General features: G+C 69.9%; 24 protein-coding genes. 15 read left to right on the top strand and 9 right to left on the bottom strand.

All coding sequences use genetic code 11. From position 1 onward, the window contains the following. Nucleotides 1-68: 68 nt before the first annotated feature. The 5 genes from IT072_RS18385 to IT072_RS18405 form a co-directional block, all read right to left on the bottom strand. On the bottom strand, nt 69-1,355 hold the full coding sequence (locus IT072_RS18385; protein WP_223358280.1) for an adenylosuccinate synthase: 1,287 nt from the start codon (nt 1,353-1,355) through the stop codon (nt 69-71). 111 nt (nt 1,356-1,466) lie between these two features. Next, a complete protein-coding gene (locus IT072_RS18390; RefSeq protein ID WP_223358281.1) occupies nt 1,467-2,258 on the bottom strand; it encodes a carbohydrate ABC transporter permease in 792 nt (263 codons plus the stop codon). A gap of 1 nt (nt 2,259) precedes the next feature. Further along, nucleotides 2,260-3,225 (bottom strand): carbohydrate ABC transporter permease, encoded by a 966-nt coding sequence (locus IT072_RS18395; protein ID WP_223358282.1) that lies wholly within the window; start codon nt 3,223-3,225, stop codon nt 2,260-2,262. 60 nt (nt 3,226-3,285) lie between these two features. Then, the gene (locus IT072_RS18400; RefSeq protein WP_223358283.1) at nt 3,286-4,626 is read right to left on the bottom strand and encodes an ABC transporter substrate-binding protein; all 1,341 of its coding nucleotides are present in this window, start codon (nt 4,624-4,626) and stop codon (nt 3,286-3,288) included. Nucleotides 4,627-4,671: 45 nt separating this feature from the next. Then, nucleotides 4,672-6,180, bottom strand: coding sequence for an ADP-ribosylglycohydrolase family protein (locus IT072_RS18405; protein WP_223358284.1), 1,509 nt, complete (start codon nt 6,178-6,180; stop codon nt 4,672-4,674). Between the two features lie 133 nt (nt 6,181-6,313). Between IT072_RS18405 and IT072_RS18410 the strand changes: the two genes are divergently transcribed. The 8 genes from IT072_RS18410 to IT072_RS18450 all read left to right on the top strand — a co-directional run bounded on the left by IT072_RS18410 (nt 6,314) and on the right by IT072_RS18450 (nt 14,337). Then, on the top strand, nt 6,314-7,291 hold the full coding sequence (locus IT072_RS18410; RefSeq protein WP_223358285.1) for a LacI family DNA-binding transcriptional regulator: 978 nt from the start codon (nt 6,314-6,316) through the stop codon (nt 7,289-7,291). Nucleotides 7,292-7,462: 171 nt separating this feature from the next. Beyond that, complete coding sequence (locus IT072_RS18415; RefSeq protein WP_223358286.1) at nt 7,463-8,140, top strand: TetR/AcrR family transcriptional regulator; 678 nt, start codon at nt 7,463-7,465, stop codon at nt 8,138-8,140. Beyond that, complete coding sequence (locus tag IT072_RS18420) at nt 8,137-8,841, top strand: hypothetical protein (RefSeq protein WP_223358287.1); 705 nt, start codon at nt 8,137-8,139, stop codon at nt 8,839-8,841. Before IT072_RS18415 ends, IT072_RS18420 begins: the two co-directional genes overlap by 4 nt. Beyond that, entirely contained in the window at nt 8,838-10,691 is a 1,854-nt protein-coding gene (locus tag IT072_RS18425) for a YhgE/Pip domain-containing protein (protein WP_223358288.1), read from the top strand. The genes IT072_RS18420 and IT072_RS18425 overlap by 4 nt, the downstream gene beginning before the upstream one ends. 27 nt (nt 10,692-10,718) lie before the next feature. Then, nucleotides 10,719-11,678 (top strand): hypothetical protein, encoded by a 960-nt coding sequence (locus IT072_RS18430; RefSeq protein ID WP_223358289.1) that lies wholly within the window; start codon nt 10,719-10,721, stop codon nt 11,676-11,678. 55 nt (nt 11,679-11,733) lie between these two features. Continuing rightward, nucleotides 11,734-12,579 (top strand): metallophosphoesterase, encoded by an 846-nt coding sequence (locus IT072_RS18435; RefSeq protein ID WP_223358290.1) that lies wholly within the window; start codon nt 11,734-11,736, stop codon nt 12,577-12,579. Continuing rightward, complete coding sequence (locus tag IT072_RS18440) at nt 12,576-12,998, top strand: DUF3052 domain-containing protein (RefSeq protein ID WP_223358291.1); 423 nt, start codon at nt 12,576-12,578, stop codon at nt 12,996-12,998. The genes IT072_RS18435 and IT072_RS18440 overlap by 4 nt, the downstream gene beginning before the upstream one ends. A gap of 115 nt (nt 12,999-13,113) precedes the next feature. Continuing rightward, nucleotides 13,114-14,337, top strand: a complete 1,224-nt coding sequence (locus IT072_RS18450; RefSeq protein ID WP_442786773.1) for an IS30 family transposase — start codon at nt 13,114-13,116, stop codon at nt 14,335-14,337. A 124-nt stretch (nt 14,338-14,461) separates the two neighbouring features. Here IT072_RS18450 and IT072_RS18455 read toward each other — a convergent pair whose 3' ends face one another. Then, nucleotides 14,462-15,139, bottom strand: coding sequence for a TrmH family RNA methyltransferase (locus IT072_RS18455; RefSeq protein WP_442786814.1), 678 nt, complete (start codon nt 15,137-15,139; stop codon nt 14,462-14,464). A 193-nt stretch (nt 15,140-15,332) separates the two neighbouring features. Between IT072_RS18455 and IT072_RS18460 the strand changes: the two genes are divergently transcribed. Both IT072_RS18460 and IT072_RS18465 read left to right on the top strand, forming a co-directional pair. Continuing rightward, nucleotides 15,333-16,133, top strand: a complete 801-nt coding sequence (locus IT072_RS18460) for an HAD-IIA family hydrolase (RefSeq protein WP_223358293.1) — start codon at nt 15,333-15,335, stop codon at nt 16,131-16,133. Between the two features lie 4 nt (nt 16,134-16,137). Beyond that, the gene (locus tag IT072_RS18465) at nt 16,138-16,689 is read left to right on the top strand and encodes a DUF4303 domain-containing protein (protein ID WP_223358294.1); all 552 of its coding nucleotides are present in this window, start codon (nt 16,138-16,140) and stop codon (nt 16,687-16,689) included. Between the two features lie 16 nt (nt 16,690-16,705). On the opposite strand, the gene IT072_RS18470 is transcribed toward IT072_RS18465, so the two are convergent. Together IT072_RS18470 and pyrE are read right to left on the bottom strand one after the other, a co-directional pair. Beyond that, nucleotides 16,706-19,498: a septum formation family protein gene (locus IT072_RS18470; RefSeq protein ID WP_223358295.1), complete on the bottom strand. Its 2,793-nt coding sequence runs from the start codon at nt 19,496-19,498 to the stop codon at nt 16,706-16,708. Further along, complete coding sequence (pyrE, locus tag IT072_RS18475; protein WP_223358296.1) at nt 19,498-20,046, bottom strand: orotate phosphoribosyltransferase; 549 nt, start codon at nt 20,044-20,046, stop codon at nt 19,498-19,500. The genes IT072_RS18470 and pyrE overlap by 1 nt, the downstream gene beginning before the upstream one ends. A gap of 42 nt (nt 20,047-20,088) precedes the next feature. Here pyrE and IT072_RS18480 point away from each other — a divergent pair, with 42 nt between their 5' ends. The 5 genes from IT072_RS18480 (at nt 20,089) to IT072_RS18500 (ending at nt 24,674) form a co-directional block, all read left to right on the top strand. Beyond that, nucleotides 20,089-20,937 carry an exodeoxyribonuclease III gene (locus IT072_RS18480; RefSeq protein ID WP_223358297.1) on the top strand — a complete coding sequence of 283 codons (849 nt, stop codon included), beginning with the start codon at nt 20,089-20,091 and terminating at the stop codon, nt 20,935-20,937. A gap of 125 nt (nt 20,938-21,062) precedes the next feature. Next, nucleotides 21,063-21,929, top strand: coding sequence for an ABC transporter ATP-binding protein (locus tag IT072_RS18485; RefSeq protein WP_223358298.1), 867 nt, complete (start codon nt 21,063-21,065; stop codon nt 21,927-21,929). 178 nt (nt 21,930-22,107) lie between these two features. After that, on the top strand, nt 22,108-23,154 hold the full coding sequence (locus IT072_RS18490; protein ID WP_223358299.1) for an aliphatic sulfonate ABC transporter substrate-binding protein: 1,047 nt from the start codon (nt 22,108-22,110) through the stop codon (nt 23,152-23,154). A 7-nt stretch (nt 23,155-23,161) separates the two neighbouring features. Beyond that, nucleotides 23,162-24,085 carry an ABC transporter permease gene (locus IT072_RS18495; protein ID WP_223358300.1) on the top strand — a complete coding sequence of 308 codons (924 nt, stop codon included), beginning with the start codon at nt 23,162-23,164 and terminating at the stop codon, nt 24,083-24,085. 121 nt (nt 24,086-24,206) lie between these two features. Further along, nucleotides 24,207-24,674, top strand: coding sequence for an SRPBCC family protein (locus tag IT072_RS18500; RefSeq protein WP_223358301.1), 468 nt, complete (start codon nt 24,207-24,209; stop codon nt 24,672-24,674). Between the two features lie 88 nt (nt 24,675-24,762). Here the strand turns inward: IT072_RS18500 and IT072_RS18505 are convergent, their stop codons facing one another. Further along, on the bottom strand, nt 24,763-26,190 hold the full coding sequence (locus IT072_RS18505) for an APC family permease (protein ID WP_223358302.1): 1,428 nt from the start codon (nt 26,188-26,190) through the stop codon (nt 24,763-24,765). Nucleotides 26,191-26,962: the final 772 nt, after the last annotated feature.

Here is a 26,962-nt window from a genome sequence, read left to right on the forward strand (position 1 = left end):
GCCGCGGGCGGCAAGGATCTCCGGAATTGCCCGGCGAGGAGGGCGCTGCCGCCGATTGAGCGCGGTGCTCAGTCGATCAGGTCGTGGCGGACGACGATCTCGTCGCGCGCCGGGCCGACGCCGATCGCCGAGATGCGGGCGCCGGACATCTTCTCGAGCGCGAGGACGTAGTCCTGGGCGTTCTTGGGCAGATCCTCGAAGGTGCGGGCACCGCTGATGTCCTCGGTCCAGCCCGGGAACTCCTCGTAGATCGGGGTGGCGTGGTGGAAGTCGCTCTGCGACGCGGGGACCTCGTCCACGCGCACTCCGTCGACGTCGTAAGCGACGCAGACCGGGATGCGCTCGATGCCGGTGAGCGTATCGAGCTTTGTCAGAACGAAATCCGTCACACCGTTGATGCGGGCGGTGTAGCGCGCGACGGGCGCGTCGTACCAGCCGGTGCGGCGCGGGCGGCCGGTCGTGGTGCCGAACTCGAATCCGCGCTCGCGCAGGAACTCGCCCCACTCGTCGAACAGCTCGGTCGGGAACGGACCCGCACCGACCCGGGTCGTGTACGCCTTGACGATGCCGATGACGCGGTCGATGCGGTTCGGGCCGATGCCGGAGCCGATGGCCGCGCCTCCCGAGGTCGAACTGGAGGAGGTGACGAACGGGTAGGTTCCGTGGTCGACGTCGAGCATGGTGGCCTGGCCGCCCTCGAAGAGCACGTATTTGCCGTCCTCCAGCGCGCGGTGCAGCAGGAGGGAGGAGTCCACGACCATCGGGCGCAGGCGCTCGGCGTAGCTCAGCAGCTGCTCCACGATCTCGTCCACCGAGATCGCGCGACGGTTGTACACCTTCACCAGCAGGTGGTTCTTCTGGTCGAGGGCGCCCTCGACCTTCTGGCGCAGGATGTTCTCGTCGAAGAGGTCCTGGATGCGGATGCCGACACGGTTGATCTTGTCGGCGTAGGTCGGTCCGATGCCGCGACCCGTCGTGCCGATCTGGCGCTTGCCGAGGAAGCGCTCGGTCACCTTGTCGATGGTGCGGTGGTACTGCGTGATCACGTGGGCATTGGAGGACACCTTGAGCCGCGACACGTCGACCCCGCGGGCGATCAGCCCGTCAAGCTCCTCGAAGAGCACTTCGATGTCGACCACCACACCGTTGGCGATGACCGGGGTGACACCCTCGGTCAGGATCCCCGACGGCAGCAGGTGAAGCGCGTACTTCTCGTTCCCGACGACGACCGTGTGCCCGGCGTTGTTGCCGCCGTTGAACTTGACCACGTAGTCGATGCGGCTGCCGAGGAGGTCGGTCGCTTTGCCTTTGCCTTCGTCGCCCCACTGGGCGCCGATGATCACGATCGCGGGCACTGTCCACGTCCTCTCGATGGATGGGCGCACCGGTGCGTCACAGGACGACCGCTGCACTCGATCCTATCGCGACCCGTGTGCGGGGGCCGTCGGAGGGGTCTGCGGGGCGGCCTATTTGATCGCCCCCGCCGACAGTCCCTTCTCGAAGAACTTCTGCAGGCCCAGGTACGCGATCACGATCGGGAGGCAGATCAGCACGAGGGCGGCGAAGATCTTGGGCTGATCCGAACCGTAGGTGCTCGTGAAGTAGAGCGGGATGGTCGTCACGGTCTGCATGGACGGATCCGGCAGGAAGAGCAGGGGAAGGAAGAACTCGTTCCATGCCTGCAGGAAGGTCCACACGATCAGGACCGCTGTGATCGGCTTCGCGAGAGGCAGGACGATCCTGACCAGCGCGGAGAAGCTGTTGCAGCCGTCGATGCGAGCGGCCTCGAGCACCTCCTCGGGGATCCCGGCGATGTAGTTGCGGGTCAGCAGGAGGGTGAACGGCACGATCGTCGTCGCCAGAGGGATGATGACCGCCAGATAGTTGTTGAACAGGTCCAGCCGCTGGACCATGACGAACAGCGGCACGATCAGCGCGATCGTCGGGAGGACGAGCCCGACCAGGATGGCATTGAAGACGAGCTTCTTGGCCGGGAAGCGCATCTTGCCGAAGGCGTACGCGGCGAGCATCGTGACGGCGTAGACGAGCACGATGACCCCCGCCGAGATGACGAGGCTGTTGCCCATCGACTGCAGGAACGGCGTCTTGGTCAGCACGGCCAGGTAGTTCGCCGCCGCCCCCTCCCCGTCGAACGACTTCGCGACGATGGCCACGAGCGGAAGGAGGAAGGGGAGGGCGATCAGGGTCGCCGCGAGCTGGCAGACGACGCGGGAGAGTGTGGTGGGGCGTCCGAACATGTCAGTCCTCTCCGAAGCGGTAGGCGCGGATCTGGATCGAGGTGAGGATGAGGGCGATCACGAGCAGGAGGATCGAGAGGGCCGCGGAGTAACCCGCGTGGTACTGCTCCACGACCTGCTTGTAGATGTAGGTGGTGAGGAACTCGGTGCTGCGACCGGGGCCTCCCCCCGTTGTCAGATACACCAGGTCGAAGGTCTTCAACGCACCGATGCAGCCTGTCAACGCCAGGGTCGCGTGCGTGCCCTTGAGCTGCGGAAGCAGGATCCGCCGGACGATCTGCAGGCCACCCGCACCGTCGATGGCCGCCGCCTCGAACAGGCTCTGGTCCAGCTGCGAGATGGCGGCCTGATAGAGCAGGAAACTGAAGCCCGTCCACTGCCAGATGTTGATGGCGGCGATCGAGTAGAGCGCGATGTTCGGATCGGCCAACCAGGCCGTGTGCGCGTCGATGCCGACCGACCGGAGGAGCTGATTGAGCGCACCGTCCGGGCTCATGATCTCGCGGAACGCGGTCGCAATGGCAGCGGGAGCGAGCACGACCGGGAGGAACATCACGATCTTGTAGAGGGCGCGGCCCCGCACGGAATCGCTGGCGAGCAGAACGGCCATCGTGAGTCCCAGCACCATCTGGACGAGCACGGTGATCACGCCGAAGATCGCGACGTGGCCGAGCGCGGTCCAGAACACCGGATCCTGCGCGATGGCGACGTAGTTGCCGAAGCCGACCTGCTTCTGGCTGTCGTCGATGCCGTTCCAGTCGAGGGTGGAGACCCATCCCGTGTAGCCGATGCCGACGTAGATGATCCCGACCACCAGGAGGAGCGCGGGAAGGATGTACAGCCAGGGTGTGAGCGGACGCTGCCCGATGGTGCGGACCGCGGCCGTGCGGCGCTTGGGCGCCCGCGAGCCATCCGGAGGCGCCGGTTCGGCGCGGGGCGGGCGTTCGATGACGGTCCTCGTTGTCATGTGCTTTTCCGAGGGGTGCCCGCCTGCGCGGGCACCCCGTCCTTCCTGATCCGGTGACGACTATTTCGCGATGGCGTCGATGGCCTTCTGGACGCTGACCGCAGCGTCCTCCGGGCTCATCTGACCGCTTGCGACGGACGAGAGCGCCTGGCCGAGTGCTGTCTGCACGTCGGCGTCCTGGATCTGCCGAGCGCCGATCAGGTTCGTGATCTGCTTCGCCTGATCCTCCAGCGCGGGCTTCTGCACATCGGGCGCCGCCAGCTCGCTCGCGTCGACGGGCACCGACTTCAGCGCCGGGGTCTGCAGGGTCTTCGCGATCATGGTCTGGGCCGTCTTGCTCGAGGTCAGCCACTGCACGAGTGCGAAGGCCGCATCCTTGACCTTGCTCTTGGCCGAGATGGCCCAGCCGACGTCCGGCCCGCCGAAGAGCCGGCCGGTCTCCTTGGCGCCGCCGACCACGTCGGGGAAGGCGGTGGGCACGAACACCTGCGACGTGATCTGATCGCCGTACGTCGGCGCGAGGGAGGCGAGGGTCGGCTTCGTCATGTGGTCGTCGTTCCACGTGCCCAGTGCGATCATCGCCGCGTCGCCCTTGCTGAACATGTCGTTCACGTCCGGGTACTCGGTCTGGCCGAGGGCGCCCGGCTGGACGATGCCGTCGTCGAAGAGCTGCTTCCAGACCTCGAACGCTTTCACGAAATCGGCGCTGTCGAACTTCGCCTTGCCCAGGACGGCCTTGTAGAAGGTGCCGGGCGTGATCTGGTTGACGATCGACTGATAGACGTCGATGTTGACCCAGTCGTCTTTCGCGCCCTGGACGAAGCAGGTCTTGCCGAGCTGGGTGATCTTCGCGCAGGCGTCCTTCCACTCGGCGAGCGTGGTGGGCGGCTGCACCCCTGCCTGGTCGAGGATGCCCTTGTTGTACCAGAGGAGGCCTCCCCCGGCGATCATCCACGGGAGGCCGACCTGCTTGCCGTCGACGGCGAGCTGCTGGGTCTCGAGCAGTCGGTCCTTCCAGTCGGCCCCGATGTTCTTGGCGGCGAGCGGGGCGAGGTCGACGGCGAGCGGGGCGAACTGCGTGGTCAACGCCCCGACCTGCAGGCCGAACACGTCAGGGCCGGAGTTGCTGGTCGCGGCAAGGCGAACGGCGTTGACGTAGTCGCTGTACTGGATGAAGCGGTGCTTGATCGTGATGTCCGGGTGCTCCTTCTCGAACGCCGTGATCCACTGCTTGTCCTGGGTGTCGTCCGGGTTCCACGACCACCAGTTGACGGTCGTCTTGCCTCCGGAGGCGTCGGACGATCCGCTCGACGAGCAGGCGGTCATGCCGCCGATCGCCACGGTCGCCGCTGCGGCGGCCGCGACCGCCCGGGTGAGCCACTTGCGGGTGCGGGATTCCATGCTGTCTCCATTACTTCGTTGTAGGGGATGGTGCGAGGGGTCGGTTCAGGGACGGAGCGCGTTCTCGATCCAGAGCATGCTCGGGCGCTCGACGAGGGCGACCACCCATTCGGCGGCGTCCCGATGCTGCGGCGGGCGCTTGAACGCGATCGAGAGGGTGTGCGCGCCCTCCGCGAGCTCGAAGTCGACATACTGGCCGACGGGCGCCATGTGGGGTGCAGGGAAGAACAACACGCTGCCTTGCGCTCCGTGGAGGAACTCGCCGTCGATCCACACGCGGTAGTCCTCGGTGCTGTTGACCATCAGGCGCACGTCCTGCCGGCCGCGCCCGTCGAGCGCGTACTCGACCATGAGCAGGCGGTCGTCGAACTCGGTCCGGGGCTTGCGCACCCAGGTGCCCGGAAGGCTTCCGTCCACATAGTCGAGTGCGGGGAGAGGCCCCCCGATCTGCGGCAGCTCGGACTGGTCGCGCTGGTTCCACCGCTCCGGGGAGTACACCGTGTTGAAGTGAGAGAGGCGCACGGGGATGCGGTGGGTCGCCGGGTCGAACGGTGCGCTCGTCGCACGGGGTGCGACGCCACCGAGACGGCGACCGAGCCTGAGGACCAGATCGGTGAAGTCGTCGAGTGTGGAGGGGTGCTCCAGGTCGACGATCTCCGAGTTGAGCACGAGGTCGCTGCCGATCGGCGCGAGCCAGCGATCGTCGATGCCGCCGGGGTCAAGGATGCCGAGCAGCGCGCCCACAGAGGCCGTCGAGCTGTCGCAGTCCTCGCCGCAGTTGTTGGTGATGAGGATGGCCTCCGAGAAGTCGCGGCCGTGCAGCCAGCCCAGGATGACGAAGCCCGTGTTCTGGCGCACGTCGGTGAAGTCCTGGCTGCCGTACTTCTCGACGATGAGCGCACGGACATCGCGCCAATCGTCGTGCTCCCGCGCCCAGCGTCGCGTGTCGACGACGACGGCGGCGATGCCGCTGTCGGCGGGGATTCCGGCGAGGGCGCCGTCGATGAGCGCGTCGGTGTCGGACTCGACGAAGGCGAGTGACTGGAGGCGGGCGAGGAACTGGGCCGCGTAGACACCGTCGCCGTCGTGGTCGAAGCAGGCGTCCTCGTAAGCGTAGGCGGCCGCGAGATCGGGGTCGCCGGGCGCCAGGCAGGCCCAGATCTCCGACCGGATCGCCGCACCCTCTCCGCAGGTGAACCAGTTGTCGTAGGAGCCGGTGTAGGGCGGCTCCAGCCCTTCCGCGAGGTTGCGCACCGCGACGCCGTACTCGTTCCAGGGGAAGAGCACGTGCTTGCGCCAGGCGTCGGCGAGGATGTGACGGTCGACGCGGGGCTCCTCCAGCGCGTCGAGCACCGCCGCATAGACGACCTGCAGGTCGAGGTCGTCGTTCGGGACCATCTCGTCCGGCACCGGGAAGTAGAAGTCGGCGTCGATCGGCCCGGACAGCCCTTCGAAGGTCTGCCCGAGGGTTCCTCCCACGGCTTTGCCGAGCCAGCAGCCCTGGATGCGGTCACGCACCGAGGGGGTCAGATCGGTCGGGGCGAGTGTCGTCATTGTTCTCCTTCGAACGGACTGCGCGTGCGGCGGTGAACCATTTCACCGTCGATGTGGTGAATCATTTCACCGAGGCGACTATCCTGTCAACGTGCGGATGCTCGGAACGGGCCCGCCGCAGAGAGGGGGCCACGTGTCGGCACGATCCAGCATCCGCGACGTCGCCGAGCGCGCGGCCGTCTCCATCGGCACGGTGTCGAACTTCCTCAACGACACGAAGCCGATCGCGCCCGCCACCGCGGAACGGATCCGCGCCGCGATCGACGAGCTCGGCTTCATCCCGAACGCAGCTGTGCGGGTGATGCAAGGCGCGCGCAGCCCCGCATTGGCGTTCCTCGTGCCCGATCTGTCCAACCCGTTCCTCGCGGAGGTGAGCCGAGGCATCGAGGACGTGGCACTGGAGCACGGCCACATCGTGATCACCTGCAACACCGACGGCGACCTCGACCGTGAACAGCGCTTCGCCCAGGTGCTCGCCGAGATGCGCGTGGCCGGCGCGATCACGATGGCGATGACCGCCGAAGGGGAGCCGTTGCAGCTGGTCAAGGACAGCGGCGCACGAGTGGTCCTCGTCGGCTCGCACTCGGACGAGTACATCTCGGTGAACATCGACAACCCGCTCGCCGGATATCTCGCCATGCAGCATCTGCTCGACCGAGGGCACCGGCACTGCGTGTTCTTCGGGGGCCCGGGCGCCGCGCCCCAGATCGCGGAGCGCCTCGACGGCATCCAGGAGGCCGCCCGAGACGCGCGCATCGCGATCGAGATCGCGCGCTTCGACGCAGCGGGCAACGACATGGCCTCACGCCTCCGGGCCGCCGAGGAACTGCTCGACGATCTCGGCGGCGCGACCGCTGCGATCTGCGCCAACGATCTCCTGGCGCTGGCGCTCCAGACGGCGGCACTCCGCCGCGGCCTCCGCATCCCTCAGGACCTCGCGATCATCGGATACGACGATATCGACGATGCGATCTCGGCGGTCGTGCCCCTCACCTCCGTCCACCATTCGGGCCGCGAGCTGGGTGCCCACGCCGCCGCCCTCGCCCTCGGGCTCGATCACGAGCTGCTGCCCGTCTCCCCTCCCCGCCTAGTCGTGCGCGCGTCGACCTGACACCCCCGCGCCCCGCACCCCCACCCCCTCCCCCTCCCCCCGCGTAGCCCGTGCGCCGAAGTTCACGTTCTTGCGCTCATTTCGGCGAAATGAGCGCACCGTCGTGAACTTCGGCGGCGGATGCAGTGCGATAAGTTGCACAGTGGTGTGCAAGAAGCGTAGGATGAGGGCATGCCCGCTCCCTCCAGCCGCGCGACGCGACGCGATGCCGCCGCGAACCGGGAGGCCCTCCTCGTCGCCGCAGCGGCGGCCCTGAACGAGGACATCGACGCCTCCCTCGAGACCATCGCCGCGCGCGCCGGCCTCAGCCGCCGCGCGCTCTACGGGCACTTCGCCAACCGCGACGACCTGCTGGTCGACGTGTTCACGCGCGGCGCCGCCCGGCTGGCGGCGCTGCTCGACCCGGTGTCGCATCCCGACGCCCGCGTCGAGATCGCGCTGTTCGGAGCGACCCTGTGGGCCGAGGTCGAGCACATCCGGGTCAGCGCGGCTCTCGCCGTGCGCGGGCCGCACCGGCACATGGTCGCCACCGCCCTCGACCCGGCCCGCGAGCGCCTCCGCTCCACGGTCGAGCGGGGGATGGCCGCCGGTCAGGTGCGCACCGACCTCGACCGCGAGACCGTCACCCGGCTCATCGAGAACGCGGCCGTCGCCGTGCTCGACGAGGCCACCCGCGCCGGACTCTCCCGCGCCGCCGGGCACCGGCTGGTCATGCTCGCCGGCCTCGGCGCCGCCGGGCTGGGCTGGCAGGAGGCCGACGCACTCATCGACAGCACACCCGAACTCGCGTTCGTCCCGGAGCAGGGCGGCACACCCGAACAGGACGCGGCACCCGAGGAGACCCGTTGAAGATCGCACTCGACTCCGTCGCGAAGGGGCCGCGCAACGCCGCCCTCCCGCCGACCACCGTCGCCTACGCCACCGGCCAGGCCGTGCTCGCCCGCGCCGAGACCGAGCAGCGCCCCACCGTGCTCGGGCTGATCGCCTCGGGCCGGATGCGCCCGGACGCCGGGGTGGTGACCATCGACGGAACGACGGACTACCGCACCATGCGGCGCCGGATCGCCCTCATCGACGCCCCCGACGTCTGCGAGCCCGCCGCCGACGTCACCGTCGCCGGAATCGTGGCGGAGGAGCTGATGTTCGCGGGACGCGCCTCCCACCCGATCGCCGTCAACAAGCGGCTGAACGAGCTCGGCGCCTCCGAGTACGCGCGCTGGGCGATCGGCACGGTGCCGCCCACCGTGCGCATCCGCCTCCTCGCCGAGCTGGCGCTGATGCGGGAGGGGGTGGACGGTCTCGTGATCGTCTCGCCCGACCGGCACGGCGGCGACCCGACCGAATGGTGGACGTTCGCGCGCGAACTCGCCGGTCGCGGCATCGCCGTGCTCGTGGTGGCGGGCGACGCGTCCGCCGCGGCCATCGCCGCCGCCTCCCTCGTCTCGCGACTCGACGAGACCGCTCCGACGACCGGCCCCGCGACCTTCGACGAGGACCCGGGCCACGACGACACCGACGACCTTCCCGACCTGATCGTGGAGAACGCATGAAGATCCCGCAGATGATCGCGGCGGAGTTCCGCCGCCTGACCGCCAACCCGATGGCCATCGTGGCGCTCATCGCGCTCATGGCCGTGCCCGTGCTCTACGGCGGCCTGTACCTGTGGGCCAACCAGAACCCCTACGCCAACCTCAACAAGATCCCAGCGGCGATCGTCGTGGACGACACCGGCGCGACCGTCGACGGCAAGACCGTCAACTACGGCGACCAGGTGGCCGACCAGCTCATCAAGGACGGCTCGTTCGACTGGAAGCGCGTGGAATCCGGCTCCGCGGCGAGCGGCGTCGACGACTCGAAGTACGACTTCAGCATCACGTTCCCGTCCGACTTCTCCGAGGCGCTCGCCTCCGCCTCGGGCGACAGCCCGCACCGCGCGGTCGTCACGCTGACGACCAACGACACCAACAGCTACCTGGCGTCGACGATCGGCACCCAGGCGGCCGAGAAGATCCGCACCTCCATCGTCAAGCAGGTGAACCAGCAGGCGGCGGAGCAGTTCCTCCTCGGCCTCGCGGACATCCGCTCCAGCCTGGTGAAGGCGGCGGACGGCGCGAGCCAGCTGGTCGACGGCAGCGCCACCGCGCAGTCGGGGGCCTCCGCACTCGCGGACGGCACGGCGCAGCTGTCGAGCGGGTCGCAGACGCTGGCGAGCTCGCTCGGGCAGCTCGCGTCGGGCGCGCAGCAGGTCAGCGACGGCGCGGCGCAGGTCGCCACGGGCAACAAAGAGCTCGCCGGCAAGGCGGACGAGGCAGGGCAGGTCGCCGCGCAGCTCGCCGCCGACGCACCGGCCGCGCAGCAGGAGCTGTTGACCCGCCTGCAGGAGGCGGGAGCGACCGAGGCCCAGCTCGACCAGGTGAAGGCCGTGCTCGGCGAGCTCGACACGAAGGTGCAGGCGGGCAACGACAAGATCCAGGCGGCCGTCGGAAAGATCAACCAGCTCTCCGCGGGCGCAGACCAGGTCGCGAGCGGCGCCTCCCAGGTCGCCAGCGGATCCGCCCAGGCGCAGGCCGGTGCCGAGCAGCTGGCGACCGGCGCCGGCTCCGCGGCCTCCGGCGCCGCCCAGCTGCGCGACGGCCTCACGACACTCCACGACGGCACCACGACACTGAGCAACGGTCTCCAGGACGGCGTGAAGCAGATCCCGGACAACTCCCCCGAGCTGCAGAAGAAGCAGGCGTCGACCATCTCCGACCCGGTCAACCTCAAGAACGACAGCATCACCTCCGCCGGCACCTACGGTGCCGGGCTCGCGCCGTTCTTCGTCGCCCTGGCCGGCTGGATCGGCATCTACGCGCTGTTCCTGATCGTGAAGCCCGTCTCGCGCCGGGCGATCACGGCCCTCCACTCGCCGGTCAAGATCACGCTCGCGGGCTGGCTCACGCCGGGCCTGCTCGGCGCGATCCAGATGGTCGGCCTCTTCGCGATCGTCGCGGGGGCGCTCGGCTTCCGCATCGACAACCCGGTCGGGATGTACGGGCTGATGGCGCTGGCGTCCCTGACCTTCGCGGCGATCATCCTGACGCTCAACGTGTGGCTGGGCAGCGTCGGACAGTTCCTCGGCCTGGTGCTGATGGTGCTCCAGCTGGTGACCGCCGGAGGCACATTCCCCTGGCAGACGCTGCCCGGACCGTTGGCCGCCCTGCACCACGTGCTCCCGATGTCCTACGCCGTCGACGGGATACGCCAGCTGATGTACGGCGGCAACCCGGCGACGGCCTGGGCGGACGCGGGCGTGCTCGGTCTCTGGCTGCTGATCGCGCTGCTGCTGGCAGCGATCGGGGTGACGCGGATGACGCACTTCCGCACGCTGCGCGACCTGCGGCCGTCGCTGATCGGGTAAGCGCGCCGATCCGCGAGAATCGAAGGCATGCGTTCGCAGCAACTCGAAGCCATCGTCCTCTCCGCGCTCGATCGGCTTCGCGCCGGGCAACCGCTCGAAGACGACCGCATCGAGCTGAAGCGGGAATGGCCGCTCCCCGACCGGCCGCGACAGCTCGCCGGCGCGGCCAACCGCGCGAACGGCGAGCCGATGATCTACATCATCGGAGTGGACGAGAAGACCGGAGACGTCGTCCACCCGGGCGATGTCGATCCGGCCACCTGGTGGAGTCAGCTCAGCTCACGCTTCGACGAGGTGCATCCCGAGCTGCTCCTCCACCTCAACATTCCGGTCGGCGAGGGCGGAAGCGTGGTTGCGATGCTCTTCGGTACCGACCGAGCCCCGTATGTCGTCAAGGCGCCGAGCGGTGGAGCGGTCGAACGGGAAGTGCCGATGCGCGACGGGACCAGGACGCGCAGCATCAAACGCAACGAGCTGGTGAGGATGCTGGCTGCGCAGGTGTCGATCCCGCCCGCTCAGATCCTCGACGCCGAACTGACGCTGACACGTAGCACCTACTCCGCCGCGCTGTCGCTGTCCGGCTTCGCCACGATATTCCTCGAGCACACCGAGGAGCGGAATCTCCTGCTTCCGCTCCATCGCTGTGCAGGCAGGGTCACCCTCGGCGACGTCGATCACGACGCAGATCTCGCTCTCTTCGGCTTCCCTTCCCGCGACTATCCCGCGCCGACGTACGGTGTCTACGCGGCGGGCGATGGCATCGTCGCCACGGGGCCGGGTTCGATCCGGGTCAGGATCGAGGCTCGTCCGACCGATGCGCTGACGGAGGAGACCGCTGAGGCATCCTCGGCCACCCTTCGCCTCGACCTGGGAGTGGCGGGTACACGTCGGGCGCTCACGCTCCACTGCGAATTGCGCGCAGAGAAGCGGCCGCGACCCGTCTCCGTCACCGAGCAGACTCTCGCATCCTGGACATACTCGGCGTGACGGCTTCGCTCCTCGCGAGAACGGCCCCGTCACCGGTGCGCGCTAGGCTCGGCGCGTGACCGCCTCCCACCGCATCCTGCACCTCAGCGATACCCACCTCTTCGGCGACGGGACCCTGCACTACGGCCTCGTGGACACGCGCATCGCGCTCGAGCGGGTGCTCGAGCGCGCGGGGTCGCTGGGCGCTGTGGATGCGGTCGTCGTCTCCGGCGACCTCTCCGACGACGGGTCGGCCGAGTCGTACCGGATCCTCTCCGGGATGCTCGAGCCGTGGGCGGCCGATCGGGGTGCGCAGGTCGTGTACGCGATCGGCAACCACGACCTCCCGGAGCCGTTCGAGGAGGTCCTCGGGGAGCGCGAGACCGTCGTGGAGGTGCGCGGGCTGCGGATCGTGACCGTCGACTCCACGGTGACGGGCGCCGGGTACGGGTCGATCGACGAGGAGCAGCTGGAGCGGCTGCGCGAGGTCCTGTCGGAGTCGGCCGAGCACGGAACCGTCGTCGTGCTGCACCACCCGCCGACGCCGCCGACGACCGGGCTCTTCGAGAGCCTGCGGCTGGTGGACCCGGACCCCCTCCTGGAGGCGTGCCGCGACGGCGATGTCCGCGCGATCCTGGCCGGCCACTACCACCACGCGCTCGCGACCGAGACGGACCCGGGGTACATCCCGCTCGTCGTCGCCCCGGCCGTCGCGAACACCGTCGACGTGCTCTGGTCCGAGCCCGGCGACCGTGCGGTTCGCGGTTCGGGATTCGCGGTGGTCGACCTCCCGGACGACGAGCCTGTGCGCGCGCACTTCGTGACGGCGCCCGCCGGGGACGACGGCGACCCGGTCTACGTGCTCAGCCCGGCGGACGTCGAGCGCATCGCCGAGGCTTCGGGGTGGCGGGGCGAGGGATGAGCACCCCGGCCGGCTACTCCGGCACACCGCTGTGGAAGAAGCTCGGGCTGAAGCCCGGGATGCGCGCCCAGCTGCTGCACGCGGACGCCGGCTGGCGCATCCCCCTCGACGCACCGGACGCCCCCGCACCGATCGAATGGCTCCCTCCGCGCGATGACGGCCCGGCCGGGCTGGTGCTCGCGTTCTACCGCGAGGCGGCGGAGTACCTGGCCGAACTCGACGCGCTCGGCGCGCGCATCCGGCCGGCCGGGATGCTGTGGGCGGCCTGGCCGCGCAAGGCCGCCGGGCACGTGAGCGACATCGACGAGAACCTCCTGCGCGACGCCGCACTCGACCGCGGGCTTGTCGACGTGAAGGTCGCCGCCCTCTCGACCGATTGGTCCGGCCTCAAGATCGTCTGGCGCCGCGAGAACCGGTGACCCCTCCCCTCGCGCGCGCCCGCCCTCCTCGCGACATTTGGACCGAATCGCGAGAAACGGCGTCGGTGGTTTCTGGTGGTGAGTGCAACACCCTTTGTTGATGTGGAGGGTTGGGATGGGGTTGCATTCGTCGTTGGAGACGCGGGTTGAGGCGTTGGGGTTGTTGTTGGCTGGTGCTTCGGCTGTGAGTGTGGCGGTGGTGGTGGGGGTGCCGCGTGGTCGGGTGCAGCGGTGGGCCAGGCTTGCGGGCATGAGGTTTGAGCCGGGGAGTCGTGCTGGTTTGTTGCGTGTCGGGCTGTCGGGTGCGGGTGGCGCGGCGGGGGGTCATGGGCGCAGGTTGTCGTTGGCGGATCGGGCGTTGATCCAGGCAGGGTTGGCGCAGGGGTTCTCGTTGCGCCGGATCGCGGGTCTGGTCGGGGTGGCACCGTCGACGGTGTCGCGGGAGGTTGCCCGTTCCAGGTGGTCGTATCGGGGGCGGTGGCAATATGAGGCGGGGGTGGCGCATCAGGTCGCCGGTCAGCGGCGGGCCCGGCCCAAGCCGCGCAAACTCGATCAGGATCCGTGGTTGCGGGCCGCGGTGGTCGAACAGTTGAACGCCCGGTTCTCCCCGCAGCAGGTCGCGGGTCGGCTGCCGCTGCTGTTCCCGGGGCGAGAGGATATGCGGGTGACGGCTGAGACGATCTACCAGGCCCTCTATGTTCAGGGCAAAGGCGGGTTGCGGCACGAGCTGACCGTGGTCAAAGCGTTGCGGACCGGTCGGGCGGGACGCATCCCGCAGTCGAAACTGCCGCGGCGCAGCAACCGGCCCTGGCTGGACGGTGCCCGGCTCAGCGACCGGCCAGCCCAGGTCACCGACCGCGCCGTCCCGGGACATTGGGAAGGCGACCTCGTCGTCGGACCCGCAGGCTCCGGGATCATCACCCTGGTCGAACGCTCCACCCGGTTCGCCCTCCTGGGCCGGCTGCCCGGAACCCGGGACTCCGCCACGGTCATCGACCGGCTCACCGAGATGATCGGCCACCTGCCGTCCGCACTGTTCTCGACCCTGACCTGGGATCAGGGCACCGAGATGGCAGAACACGCCCGCTTCACTATCGCAACCGGTTGCCCGGTGTTCTTCGCCGACCCTCACTCACCCTGGCAGCGCGGCAGCAACGAGAACCTCAACGGGCTGATCCGAGACTTCTACCCCAAGGGCACCAACTTCAACACCATCCCCGACGCCGACCTCGCCGAAACCCAACGCCTCCTCAACATCCGCCCCCGACAAACCTTGAACTTCCACACCCCAGCCGAGAAACTCGACCAATACCTACAAGGTGTTGCACTCACCAGCTGAAACCGCCCGCGCTATTCGCGACTTTTGGACCAAAACGCGCCGCACCTCCCCTCGTGCGATTTGGACCAAAGCGCGGGATAGCGCGCGCCATCCGCGACATTCGGACCAAAACGCGCGTGGGAGGTCAGAAGCGCACGTGCTGCAGGATCCAGGCGTGCATGGCCACGGCGGCCGCCGCCGACGCGTTGATCGAGCGGGTGGAGCCGAACTGCGAGATCTCGACCACGGCGTCCGCCGCGTCGATCGCGGGCTGCGAGAGCCCCGGGCCCTCCTGCCCGAAGAGCAGCACGCACTCCCGCGGGAGCGCGAAGGTCTCGATGAGCACCGACCCGGGCACGTTGTCGATCGCGATGATCGGGAGGCCGGCCTCCCGCGTCCACGCGACGAACCCCTCCACGTCCTCATGGTGGCGGACGTGCTGGTACCTGTCGGTCACCATGGCACCGCGCTTGTTCCAGCGCCGACGGCCGATGATGTGCACGGTGTCGGCCGCGAACGCGTTGGCGCTGCGCACGATCGAGCCGATGTTCATGTCGTGCTGCCAGTTCTCGATGGCGACATGGAACGGATGCCGGTGCTCGTCGAGGTCGGCGACGATGGCCTCCATCCGCCAGTAGCGGTAGCGGTCGATCACATTGCGGGTGTCGCCGTGGCGCAGCAGCTCGGGATCGTAGTGCTCGCCCGCGGGCCAGACGCCGGGCCAGGGGCCCACGCCGTGCGTGCTGAGCTCGTGCGACGGTCCGGGCTGATCCACTCCGCCAGCGTAGTCGCGCGCCACGCATCTGCTCGACAGCGGCGCCATCGCCCCGGACGGGTTCGCGTCGCTCACGGCGAAGGCTCTGGCCCGATGCGTCCGCCTGGCCCGTCCCCGGCCCGTCCGCCCGGCGCATCCGCGCAACGCGCCCGCGCGGCGGGCGTGAACAGGCTGAGTGCCCGCCCGCCGCCCGGCCCCGACCTCTAAGCTGGTGGCGTCCGGTCCATCGAAAGGGGTTTGCGTGGCTCGACGCGACGAGATCGAATGCTGGCTCACCGACATGGATGGTGTGCTCGTCCATGAGAACAAGGCGCTGCCGGGCGCCTCCGAGCTGATCCAGCAGTGGCGCGACAGGGGCACGCCGTTCCTCGTGCTCACGAACAACTCCATCTACACCCCGCGCGACCTCGCCGCCCGTCTCCGCGCCTCCGGGCTGGACGTTCCGGAGGAGTCGATCTGGACCTCCGCCCTCGCCACGGCCGACTTCCTCAAGTCGCAGAAGCCCGGCGGCAGCGCCTACGTGATCGGCGAGGCGGGTCTGACGACCGCCCTGCACGAGGCCGGCTTCATCATGACCGACACGAACCCCGACTACGTCGTCGTCGGCGAGACACGCAGCTACTCGTTCGACGCGATCACCAAGGCCATCCGCCTCATCGGCGCCGGAGCGCGGTTCATCTCGACCAACCCCGACGCGACCGGCCCGAGCGCCGAGGGCCCGCTGCCCGCGACCGGAGCCGTGACCGCCATGATCACCAAAGCGACCGGCGGCATGGAGCCCTACGTCGTGGGCAAGCCCAACCCGATGATGTTCCGCTCGGCCCTCAACCGCATCGGCGCGCACTCCGAGAACACGGCGATGATCGGCGACCGGATGGACACCGACGTCGTCGCGGGCATCGAGGCGGGACTGCACACCATCCTGGTGCTGACCGGCATCAGCGATCAGGCCGAGATCGACCGCTACCCGTTCCGGCCCGACGAGATCCTGAGCGGCGTCAGCGAGCTGCTCTCCACCGAGCCCGTGGAATCGGATCTTTGACGGCGTGACCCTCGAGCACCACCCCGCCGCCTACGCGCGCGTCCGCTCCGCGATCCGGGGGGCCGCCCGCCGCGCGTGGACCGAGCTGCGGCGCGAGCACCCCGAGTCGTTCTACTACTTCGGGCTGTGGACGACGCCGCTCGCGCACCGGCCGGCCCCCACGGCCCTCTCGGTGGAGGGACTCCGTCGAACGGTCGACCACTACGGCGCGCGAGGCATGACCGTCACCGAGGACGAGCTGCGCTGGGCGGAGAACGACTCGCCCTTCGACCTCTACGGTGACGCAGGCTTCGCCGAGGTCGAGGAGCTCTTCGACGCGTTCGGCAACCCCTACGACCGCCCCCGCGCCGTGAACGAGGCCCTGTTCGAGGCGATCTCGGGCGCACTCGCCGACCTCGACGCGGAAGGGTTCTTCGGTACCGGCTCCGCCCGCGACGCCGTGGTCGTCAACGTGACGATGCCCGGTCACGACGAGGCGGAGGACGTGCTGGAGTCCGCGCGGGCCCTCAACCCGCCGACGGCGCTCGGCCGCTACGAGGCCGACAGGTCGGAGTGAGCGCCACGACCGGCGATCAGGCCGCGGGGCCCGGCCCGGCCACCGATGATGTCATGGGCTCGCCCGTCGACCGGCTCGCGAAGCAGTAGTAGGAGCGCTGCCCGTCCTTCCACTGCTCCTCCGTCGCGGGGAAGGTGCCCTGCACCTGCAGCCCGGTATATGCGCCCGCGGCGTTCAGGTCGATCACGCCCGGGGCTGTGCACAGGCCGTTGATCTGCTGCGCGAGGGCGTCGGCACCGGGATAGGCCGCCGCGATGTCGGGGTTCAGGATGCCCGTGTAGACCATCTGCGCCGTGTGCGGCGTCGCGCAGTCCACGACCGTGAACGACTCGGCCCACGGTGTCGTGTACGGCTCGATGCACTCGCCGCCGCCGAGCACATCCCAGGCCTGCACGCCCGCCGCGGCGGGGGCCGCCGGCTTGGGCGTGACCGTGGGGGTCGGGGTGGGCGTCGGCGTGGGCGTCTTCGACGGGGTGGAGGCCGACGTCGCCTTCGCCGTGGACGACGCGGCGCCGAAAACCGACGGCAGACGCGTGCCGAGGGCGAAGAGGCCGATGAGAACGAGGATCACCGCGAGAATGCCCGCGACGAGGAAGAGCACGCGGGTCTTGCGCGGATCCCGCGGCCGGGACGGGGGTGTCGAGCCGTCGCCCGCGCCGGGTGCGCCCGGGCCGGCGGGTTCTGCGAGCGGTCCAGGGAGCACGGTGGTGGGCGGGCCGTCGACCGGGGGCGGCGCCGTCGGCGGTGTGGCCGCGGACGGGATCGCGACCGTCGGGTCGGCGGCGAAGACCGGAGCGGGCAACGTCTCCTGCGGCACGGTCACGGGCTCCGTGAACTGCGGGCCCTCGACGGCCGCGCTGGGCTCGACGGGCGGGAACTCCCGGAACAGCGCGGGCTCGACGGCGGCGGGGAGGTCGGCGGGCGCTGCGGGGTCGGCGGTCGCGTCGGCTTCGGGCTCTGGAGTCGTCTCGGGAACGAGTTCCGGGTCGGGCTCGGGCTCGGGCGCGAGTGCCGGCTCCGGTTGGGCCTCCGGCTCCGGCTCAGCGACCTCGCCAAAGAGCGCGGCCAGGCCGTCGTCCGGGTCCGCGTCGCCGGGATCCGCGCTGCCGGACTGCGGTTCATCCGAGCCCTCGGTCGGCGTCTCCCCCGTCGCGGGGTCGTCGGCGGTGACCGTGTCCTGGGGCAGTGCCGCGGTCGGCTCCGACGCTGCGGTGGGGGCCGTCGCCGCGGTGGGCTCCGACGCTGCGGTGGGGGCCGTCGCCGCGGTCGACGAGGCGATCTCGGGCGACGCCAGCGGATCCGGGTCGCCGGCTCGGGCCGCGAGCAGGGCGGCCATCTCCGCGGTGTCGAGTTTCGTGGTCGGCACATCCGCGCCGTCGACTGCGGGCTCGAACAGCGCGGACGGATGCGGCGGCGGAAGTACGGGCTCGGCGGGAGGTTGGGGCGCGACGAACGCGGATGGCGCGGGCGTGGGTGCGAACGGCTGCGTCGGCGTCCAGAGCGGCGCTGCCGCAGGCGGGGGCGTCGTGTCGGTAGGCGTCGTGGCCGCAGGCGGGGGCGTCGTGGCCGCAGGCGTCGTGGCGGTCGTGGCGTCTTCCGGGGCCGGCGTGGCGACGGGAGACGACGGGACGACCGGCGTCGCGGGTGGCGGTTCGGACCCCCGCACGATCGGGATGATCCCGGTGGTGTCGCCGATGATCGAGCGCGACGACGGCGCATCGGGCGGGGGTGGACCGTAGCCGAGAAGGGCGGCGAGGCCGTGGCTCTGCGCCTCCTCCGGAGCGACCGATTCACGAGAGGCCGGGGACGGCTCCGGCTGCTCGGGCGCGTCGGCCGATGCAGGGGGCGTGCCACGGCGCGCACTGGCCGACGCGTCATCCCACTCCGGAGGTTCCGGCATCCGGAGCGAAGCGAGGAAGCTCGGCGGTTCGGAGGACGGCGCGCCTTCATCCGTCGCGGACGCCTCCGCGGCGGGCGGAGTCGGTTCCGACGGTGCACGGTGCGACGGCGCGGTCACCGGCGCAGTGAACAGTGGCGGCTCCGCCGGCGCGTCGGCGCGCGGCTCCGCCACCGGCGCAGTGAACAACGGCGGCTCCGCTGCGGGCGGGGCCTCCGCGGTCGGTTCGGCAGCCGGCCCTGTGACCGGAGGGGTGTACACGGGCGGTTGCGGGAGCACGGGCTGCTCCGCGACAGCCGGCTGCTCCGTAACCACCGGCCGGTCCGGTGTCACCGACGGCTCGGGGAGGGCAGGGATGACGGGTGCAGACGGTTCCGGCAGCGTGGGTTCACGATCCGGCTCGGCGGGTTCCGACGAACTCGATCCGGCATCCTGAGCGGGGTTCGATCCGGGTTGCGCACGGTCCTCCGGGTTCCCGGCGACCAACGGGTCCGCGCCGGTGCCGGGCGTCAGGTTCCAGGTGAAACCGGCCGGGGCGACCGGGGAGACAGGCGGGCTCGACTCGGCGGGCGACGCCGACGAAATCGCCGACACAGTCGGTCCGGTCGGTCCGGTCGATTCGGCGGATCCGGGCGCATCCTCGTCGCCGACGTCCGCATCCGCTTCGGCCGAGGCGTCGGGAGCGGTCGACCCTCTGCGCCACCGTCGCCGTCCGCGCGGCGCGGGCTCCAGCTCGTCGTCGTCCTCGAAGGAGGAATCCGTGGCCGCATCCTCGGCCGACGTTCCCAGCTCGCGGAGGAGCCACTCGCTGCTTCCGAACTCGGGTTCGGCCTCCTCCGCGCCGGGCGCTGCGGAACTCGGCGGCGCCTCGGCATCGCCGTCCCCGGTGCCGGGATCGCGGTGGTCGGCCACTACTCCAGCCCCAGGTCCTTGAGGCCGATGGCGGCGTAGTACGGGTAGCCGGCGGCCTCGATGACCTCGCGCGCGCCGGTGTCACGGTCGACCACGACGGCGACGGCGGCGATCTCGGCCCCCACCTTCTTCAGGGCCTCGACGGCCTTGAGCGGGGAGCCTCCGGTGGTGGAGGTGTCCTCGAGGACGACGACGCGCTTGCCCTCGAGGTCGGGGCCTTCGACCTGCTTGCCGCGGCCGTGGTCCTTCGGCTCCTTGCGCACGACGAACGCGTCGTAGCCGGCGCCGCGGGCGGCACCCTGGTGCAGGATTGCGGCGGCGACCGGGTCGGCTCCCATCGTCATCCCGCCCACGGCGGAGACGTCGGGGATGCCCGCGATCAGATCGAGCATGACCTGGCCGATGAGCGGCGCGACGCGGTGGTCGAGGCTGACCTTGCGCAGATCGACGTAGTAGGTGGCCTTCTTCCCGCTCGTGAGCGTGAAGTCCCCGTGGAAGACGGCCTCGGCCGAGATGTAGTCGATGAGCTGCTGTCGTGCGTCGGTCACGTCCCGATTCTATGGGGGCGGGCCTCTCGATACGATCGGTGCATGCGTGTCGCCACCTGGAACGTCAACTCCATCCGCACCCGTGTCGGCCGGGTGGTCGACTGGCTGGTCCGCGAGGACGTCGATGTGCTGGCCATGCAGGAGATCAAATGCAAGCCGGAGCAGTTCCCGTACGCGCCCTTCGAGGACGCGGGCTACGAGGTGGTGCTGCACGGCCTCAACCAGTGGAACGGGGTCGCCATCGCAAGCCGTCTGCCCCTCGAGGACGTGCAGATCGGCTTCCGCGACATGCCCGGCTTCCTCAAGGGCCACGAGGGGCCGGACCTGCCGAAGGAGGCGCGTGCCATCGGCGCCACCGTCGACGGTGTGCGCGTCTGGAGCCTGTACGTGCCGAACGGCCGGGCCCTCGGCGACCCGCACTATGACTACAAGCTCGACTGGCTGGCCGCTCTCGCGGAGGACACGCGCCGCTGGCTGGCCGAGAACCCGGGCCTCCCGCTCGCGCTGACCGGCGACTGGAACGTGGCGCCGCTCGACTCGGACGTCGGCGACCCGAGTCTGATCCCGGGCGTCTCCACGCACATCTCGCCGCCGGAGCGCTCCGCGTTCTCGGCCTTCGAGGCCGTGGGCCTGACGGATGTGGTGCGCCCCCTCGTTCCGACCGGCTACACCTACTGGGATTACAAGCAGCTTCGGTTCCCCCGCAACGAGGGCCTGCGGATCGACTTCATCCTGGGCTCGCAGGCCTTCGCCGACCGCGTGGCCTCGGCCTCGATCCACCGCGAGGAGCGCAAGGGCGATGCGCCGAGCGATCACGTTCCGGTGCTCGTGGAGCTGACGGATACGGCCGCCGCCGAGGACGACGACGACCGGCCGATGATCTTCGGCTGACGCGCCTCCGCCGACCGCGTGCCACGCCGCCGTCGGATGTCCGACGGTCCGGCGGGCAACCTTTCGTTACGTCACGTTTCGTCGGGCGGGCGTGAGCGCGTGCGCTTCGGTAGCGTCGGAGCACCATGTCCGAGACATCGTCCGCCTACCCCGTCGAGTTCGCCGGGGTCGGGCGCGCCTTCGCGACGCCCAAGCGACGCGGGAGCGCTGGCGAGGTGCGGCCCGTTCTGCGCGATGTCTCCCTGCGCGTCGACGCCGGAGAGGTGGTGGCCATCCTCGGCCCCAGCGGCTGCGGCAAGTCGACGTTGCTGCGCATCGCCGGCGGCCTGGACCGGCCCACCGCGGGATCCGCGCTCATCGACGGCTCGGCCGTGGCGGGCGTCGACCCACGCTGCGCTGTCGGGTTCCAGGAGCCGCGACTGCTCCCGTGGCGCTCGCTCGCCGACAACGTGGCCCTCGGGCTCCCGCGTGGCATCGACCGGTCCGAGGGTCGCGAGCGCGTCGCCCGGCTGCTCGACCTCGTCGGGCTCTCCGCCTCCGCCGGGCTGCGTCCTCGTGAGGTCTCGGGCGGCATGGCCCAGCGCGCCTCCCTCGCGCGAGCACTCGCCCGCAACCCGGGCGTGCTGCTGCTGGACGAGCCGTTCGGCGCCCTCGACGCGCTGACCCGGCTGAAGATGCAGGACCTCCTGGTCGACGTGCACACAGCGGCCCCGACGACCATCCTGCTCGTCACCCACGACGTGGACGAGGCGCTGCAGCTCGCCGACCGCATCATCCTGCTCGGCGCCGAGGAGGGTCGCGTCGGGGCGACCATCCGCAGCGTCACGACCGTTCCGGGCGAACGACCTCGCGATCGTGGATCGGCGGAGCTCGCCGAACTGCGCGCCGACCTGCTCGACGGGCTCGGGATCGACCGGCACGGGAACGCGCACGGCACCACCGCGACCGGCAGCGGGCGAATGCCCTCCACAGCCGAGGCGTCTCTGGTCTGATTCCACAGATCGGCCGGCCCCGCCCCGCGAGCCTGCTCCGGCCGCGAGGCTCGATCCAGCACCACCGCTCCATCGCACCACTCGCACCGCCCCGTCTGCACCGCAGCACCCGCACCGCAGCACCCGCACCGCAGCACTCACACAGCACCGCTCATCGAGCACCGGACCAGGAGGCCCCATGCGCCGCACACCCACCATCGTCACCGCCCTCGCGGCGGCCGCCGCAGCAGCGACCCTGCTCCTCACCGGCTGCGTGGCCGGCGAGGGCTCGGCCTCCGGCGCCGCGGCGAGCAGCACCCCCGGCGCCGTCACGAAGGGCGGCACTCTCAACATCGACTTCGCGACGTACAACCCGCTGAGCCTGGTGATCAAGAAGGAGGGCTGGCTCGAGAAGGCCCTCGCCAAGCAGGACATCACCGTCAACTGGGTGCAGTCCGCCGGGTCGAACAAGGCGAACGAGGCGCTGCGCTCCGGTGCGATCGACGTGGGCTCGACGGCCGGCTCCGCCGCGCTCCTCGCGCGGTCGAACGGCTCCGAGATCAAGACCATCGACATCTTCTCCCAGCCGGAGTGGTCCGCCCTCGTCGTCGGCCCGAACTCGTCGATCACCGACGTGAAGGAGCTCAAGGGCAAGCAGATCGCGGCGACCAAGGGAACCGACCCCTACTTCTTCCTGCTGCAGGCGCTGGAGGCGAACGGGCTCTCGGCCGACGACGTCACCATCCAGAACCTCCAGCACGCCGACGGCTGGGCCGCCCTGCAGAACGGCTCCGTCGACGCGTGGGCCGGGCTCGACCCGATCATGGCGAACGCGCAGGCCGCCGGCGCGAAGCTGATCTACCGCAACGTGGCGTTCAACACCTACGGGTTCCTCAACGCGACCGAGTCGTTCATCTCCAGCAAGCCCGACGTCGCGCAGACCGTCGTGAACACCTACGAGTACGCGCGGGCGTGGGCGCTGAAGCACCCGGACGAGACCTCGCAGATCCTCGCGGACGCGGCCAGCATCTCCCTCCCGGTCGCGACGACCGTCATCACGGAGCGCACCAACCTCGACGTCTCGCCGATCCCCGGCGATGCTCAGTTGAAGGTGCTCAAGAAGGTCGGCCCGATCTTCGTGCAGACCGGCGACGTCGCGGCGCAGTCCGACATCGACGCCGCTCTGAAGAACCTGCTCGACCCGGCCTTCGCCAAGAAGGCCGACCCGAGCGCGATCGGCGGCTGATCGAACCATGTCTTACCAGAACGCACCGGAGGGCGACGGCCCGCTGATCGTGGTCGGCGGCCCGGGCGGCGAGGTCGGCAGCGCCACGTCGGTGGCCGGTGAGCGGCCCCGCGAGGCCGCGGCTCCGACCATCGTCGCGGACGGAACGGGCGCGGTCGTCGCGCACACCCCGTTCCTCTCGCGCCGCTGGGTGCGGATCACCGGCGGCCTCGTGCTGCCGGCGATCATCCTGGTGGTCTGGCAGGTCGCCAGCACCTCCGGTGCGTTCACGTCCGCCCAGCTGCCGTCGCCGGCGATGGTGTGGAACGCCGCGATCGACCTCGCGCAGCGCGGCCTGCTCGGCCTCTACGTCGCGATCTCGACGCAGCGCGTCCTCCTCGGCTTCGCCTGCGGCGCCGCCCTGGGCCTCGTGCTCGGGGCGGTCGTCGGGCTGTCGCGGCTGGCGGACATCCTGTTCAGCTCCACGCTCGCCGCCATCCGGGCCGTGCCTTCTCTGGCGTGGGTGCCGCTGCTGATCCTGTGGTTCAAGATCGGCGAGGACTCCAAGATCATCCTGATCGCCATCGGATCGTTCTTCCCCGTCTACACGACGGTCGCGGCCTCGCTGAAGCACGTCGACCGCCACCTGGTGGAGGCCGGCCGCGCGTTCGGGCTGAACGGCATCCGTCTGTTCACGACCGTCCAGCTCCCATCGGTGCTTCCGTCCGTGATCTCCGGCCTGCGGCTGGCGCTCGCGCAGGCCTGGCTCTTCCTGGTCGCCGCCGAGCTGATCGCCTCCTCGATGGGCCTCGGCTTCCTGCTGAGCGACTCGCAGAACAACGGGCGCACCGACCGCCTCTTCCTCGCGATCATCCTGCTCGCCCTGCTCGGCAAGCTCACCGACTCGCTCGTCGGCCTGTTCGAGCGGTGGGCGAACCGGCGCTGGGCCTGAGCAGGAACCCGAACCTCGGTCGCCCCCTTCGCACCATCCGCCTGTGATGTCCAGGCCCTGTACCCGACCGCTGCCCGGCCTACCGTCCCACGGGAATCCGAAGACAGCGAAAGGAGCAGCGATGGCTGCAGTGACCACCTCCATCGACGTGAACGTGCCGGTCTCGACCGCGTACAACCAGTGGACCCAGTTCGAGTCGTTCCCGCACTTCCTCGACGAGGTCGAGGAGATCCGTCAGGTGGATGACACCACGAACCACTGGCGGGTGAAGATCGGCGGCGCAGAGCGTCAGTTCGACACCGTCATCACCGAGCAGCTCCCGGACGAGCGCGTGGCGTGGAAGTCCGTCGCCGGCGACACCGAGCACGCGGGCGTCGTGACCTTCCACCGGCTGTCCGACACCGAGACCAAGGTGACCGTGCAGCTGGAATGGGCGCCGTCCGACGCGCTCGAGAAGATCGGAGCCGTGTTCGGCCTCGACGACCACGCGGTCAAGAAGGACCTCGAGAACTTCAAGAAGTTCATCGAGTCGCAGGGCTCCGAGTCCGGTGCCTGGCGCGGCGAGGTCGACCACGGCACGACGGTCTGATCGTTCCGCTTCCGGAACGAGGGAACGGCGCCGGTGCGAGTCGCACCGGCGCCGTCTCCGCATCGGCTCTCCGCGTCAGCGCTCCCGGTCAGCGCTCCGGGTCTATCCGCTCCAGGGCGGCGCGCTGCCTCGCCCTCCGCGAGTAGATCCGCTCGACGACCCACAGCAGGATCCCGATCGCGAGCAGCCCGAGAGCGATCGTGTACTGACCTACGGGGCGACCCGAGGTCCACGGGAACACCAAGTAGAGGCACGTGAGCCCGCCGACGATCGGCAACACGGTCGGCGAGCGGAAGTGCTTGTGGTCGACCGGCTGCTTGCGCAGCACGAGCACCGCCACGTTGACGACCGCGAACACCGCGAGGAGGAGCAGCGACGTCGTGCCGCCGAGCAGCGCCACGATCGAGCCCTTCGGATCGAGCGAGACATAGATGATGAGGGCCACGGCGAGCGCCGAGGTGAACAGGATGGCGGTCCACGGTGTGCGGCGCTTCGCGGAGACTTTCGCCAGGAACGGCGGCAGCACCCCCTGCTTCGCCATGCCGTAGAGCAGACGACTCGCCATCATCATGTTGATGAGCGCCGTGTTGGCGACCGCGAACATCGAGATGAACGGCAGGAGGTCGTTGATCGGGAAGCCGGGGGCGGCCGCCTCGACCGCCGTGACGAGTGGCGTCTCGCTGCCGGCGAGCTGACCGATCGGGACCAGCGCGACGACGGTGATCGACACCAGCACGTAGATGACGGCCGCGATGCCCAGGCCGCTCAGCATCATCTTCGGGAAGATGCGGCTCGGCTCCTTGGTCTCCTCCGCCATGTTGACCGAGTCCTCGAATCCGACCATCGCGAAGAACGCCAGCGAGGTCGCCGTGCTCACCGCCAGCAGCACCCCTTTGTCCTCCGGCGTCTCGAAGGCCACGACCCGGGACCAGTCCGCGTTGCCACCGGCGATCGCCCACATCCCGATGAAGATGACCAGCAGCAGACCGGACAGCTCCACGAGGGTGAGGACCACGTTCAGCCACACGCTCTCCGTCACCCCGCGCAAGTTCACCAGCATGATGAGCACGATGAACGCGAGCGCGATCAGCAGCGTGGTGAGATTCGCGTCCGGGATGCCGAAGCCCACGGTCAGGTTCACCGCGAACGCGCGCGACGCCGTCGACGCCGAGGTGATGCCGGACGTCATGACGATGAAGCACACGATGAACGTGAAGAAGTGGATGCCGAACGCCTTGTGCGTGTAGAGCGCGGCACCCGCCGCCTGCGGGTACTTGGTGACCAGCTCGAGGTACGAGAAGGCGGTCACCGTGGCGACTGCGAACGCCAGCAGGAACGGCAGCCAGGCCGCGCCTCCCACCTCCGCCGCCACCTGGCCGGTGAGGGCGTAGACGCCAGTGCCGAGGATGTCGCCGACAATGAACAGCAGCAGCAGACCGGGCCCGAGTGCCCGCTTCAGCTCGGGCTGCTCCGGCTCGACGGTCTTGACCACCTGGGTCCAGGACGGATCGCTCACGAGTGCTCCCTTCGGCGCGGCCGCGGTGCGGCGTGTACGGGGCACTGTATGTGAGTTCTCTCAGAAATGCGACCCGTTCGGGGGCCTGCGAGCCGGTCGAGCGCCGGAAGAGCGCATTCTGCCCGCTGCCGCGGCGGCGAGCGAGCGCGGGGCTCCCGCATCGTTTGAGTGAACGTACTCGAACTGACGAGTTCCGTCGCACAGCTGGCCGGGTCCCGTGCGAGCCATGCCTCTGCCGCGCCGAGCCACCGTCTCCACTATTCCAAGTAACGTATGGGAAGCGCTCCCGCTGGCACCGGGGATCGCCCAAGCCCTGCTCGGCTACGCGCGGAAGGTGAACGCGCCCGGCGGCGTTGTTCGCCGGCGTCGCAGCACATTCCGGTGCCCCGCTCGGCGGGGTGAGTTCTGCCAGCGTCAGGGTAGTGCTTGGCGCCCTGGCCCACACCACCGGATGGCGCTACCCGGAGGTGGCGCGGCCGTCTCGCCGACGCGCTCGTTGCCGATCTGCGGGCGCACGGCGGTGCCGTACACACCGACGTGCCGATCCGGCGCTGGGGCGACATGCCGTCTGCAGACTTCGTGCTGTTGGCGACCTCCGCCCGTAACACCCACAACATCCTTGCCAGCTCTCCCGGCTACCGGTCGCGGCCGCGCCGGACCCTCTCCCCCGGCCCTGGTGTGTTCAAGGTCGACTTGCTGCTTTCCGAGCCACTGCCGTGGGCTCACCCGGGTGTCCGGCGGTCGCCGACCCTCCATCTCGGCGGGGCGCGGC

The organism is Leifsonia sp. ZF2019, assembly GCF_019924635.1.
In the GTDB taxonomy this organism is placed as follows: domain Bacteria; phylum Actinomycetota; class Actinomycetes; order Actinomycetales; family Microbacteriaceae; genus Leifsonia.

Coding starts and splice junctions, on each gene's coding strand:
- IT072_RS18500 (WP_223358301.1), top strand. CDS start 24,207: ATGGCTGCAGTGACCACCTCCATCGACGTGAACGTGCCGGTCTCGACC.
- IT072_RS18430 (WP_223358289.1), top strand. CDS start 10,719: ATGCGTTCGCAGCAACTCGAAGCCATCGTCCTCTCCGCGCTCGATCGG.
- IT072_RS18425 (WP_223358288.1), top strand. CDS start 8,838: ATGAAGATCCCGCAGATGATCGCGGCGGAGTTCCGCCGCCTGACCGCC.
- IT072_RS18490 (WP_223358299.1), top strand. CDS start 22,108: ATGCGCCGCACACCCACCATCGTCACCGCCCTCGCGGCGGCCGCCGCA.
- IT072_RS18400 (WP_223358283.1), bottom strand. CDS start 4,626: ATGGAATCCCGCACCCGCAAGTGGCTCACCCGGGCGGTCGCGGCCGCC.
- IT072_RS18455 (WP_442786814.1), bottom strand. CDS start 15,139: ATGGCGCCGCTGTCGAGCAGATGCGTGGCGCGCGACTACGCTGGCGGA.
- IT072_RS18390 (WP_223358281.1), bottom strand. CDS start 2,258: ATGTTCGGACGCCCCACCACACTCTCCCGCGTCGTCTGCCAGCTCGCG.
- IT072_RS18440 (WP_223358291.1), top strand. CDS start 12,576: ATGAGCACCCCGGCCGGCTACTCCGGCACACCGCTGTGGAAGAAGCTC.
- IT072_RS18480 (WP_223358297.1), top strand. CDS start 20,089: ATGCGTGTCGCCACCTGGAACGTCAACTCCATCCGCACCCGTGTCGGC.
- IT072_RS18450 (WP_442786773.1), top strand. CDS start 13,114: ATGGGGTTGCATTCGTCGTTGGAGACGCGGGTTGAGGCGTTGGGGTTG.
- IT072_RS18495 (WP_223358300.1), top strand. CDS start 23,162: ATGTCTTACCAGAACGCACCGGAGGGCGACGGCCCGCTGATCGTGGTC.
- IT072_RS18405 (WP_223358284.1), bottom strand. CDS start 6,180: ATGACGACACTCGCCCCGACCGATCTGACCCCCTCGGTGCGTGACCGC.
- IT072_RS18485 (WP_223358298.1), top strand. CDS start 21,063: ATGTCCGAGACATCGTCCGCCTACCCCGTCGAGTTCGCCGGGGTCGGG.
- IT072_RS18395 (WP_223358282.1), bottom strand. CDS start 3,225: ATGACAACGAGGACCGTCATCGAACGCCCGCCCCGCGCCGAACCGGCG.
- IT072_RS18415 (WP_223358286.1), top strand. CDS start 7,463: ATGCCCGCTCCCTCCAGCCGCGCGACGCGACGCGATGCCGCCGCGAAC.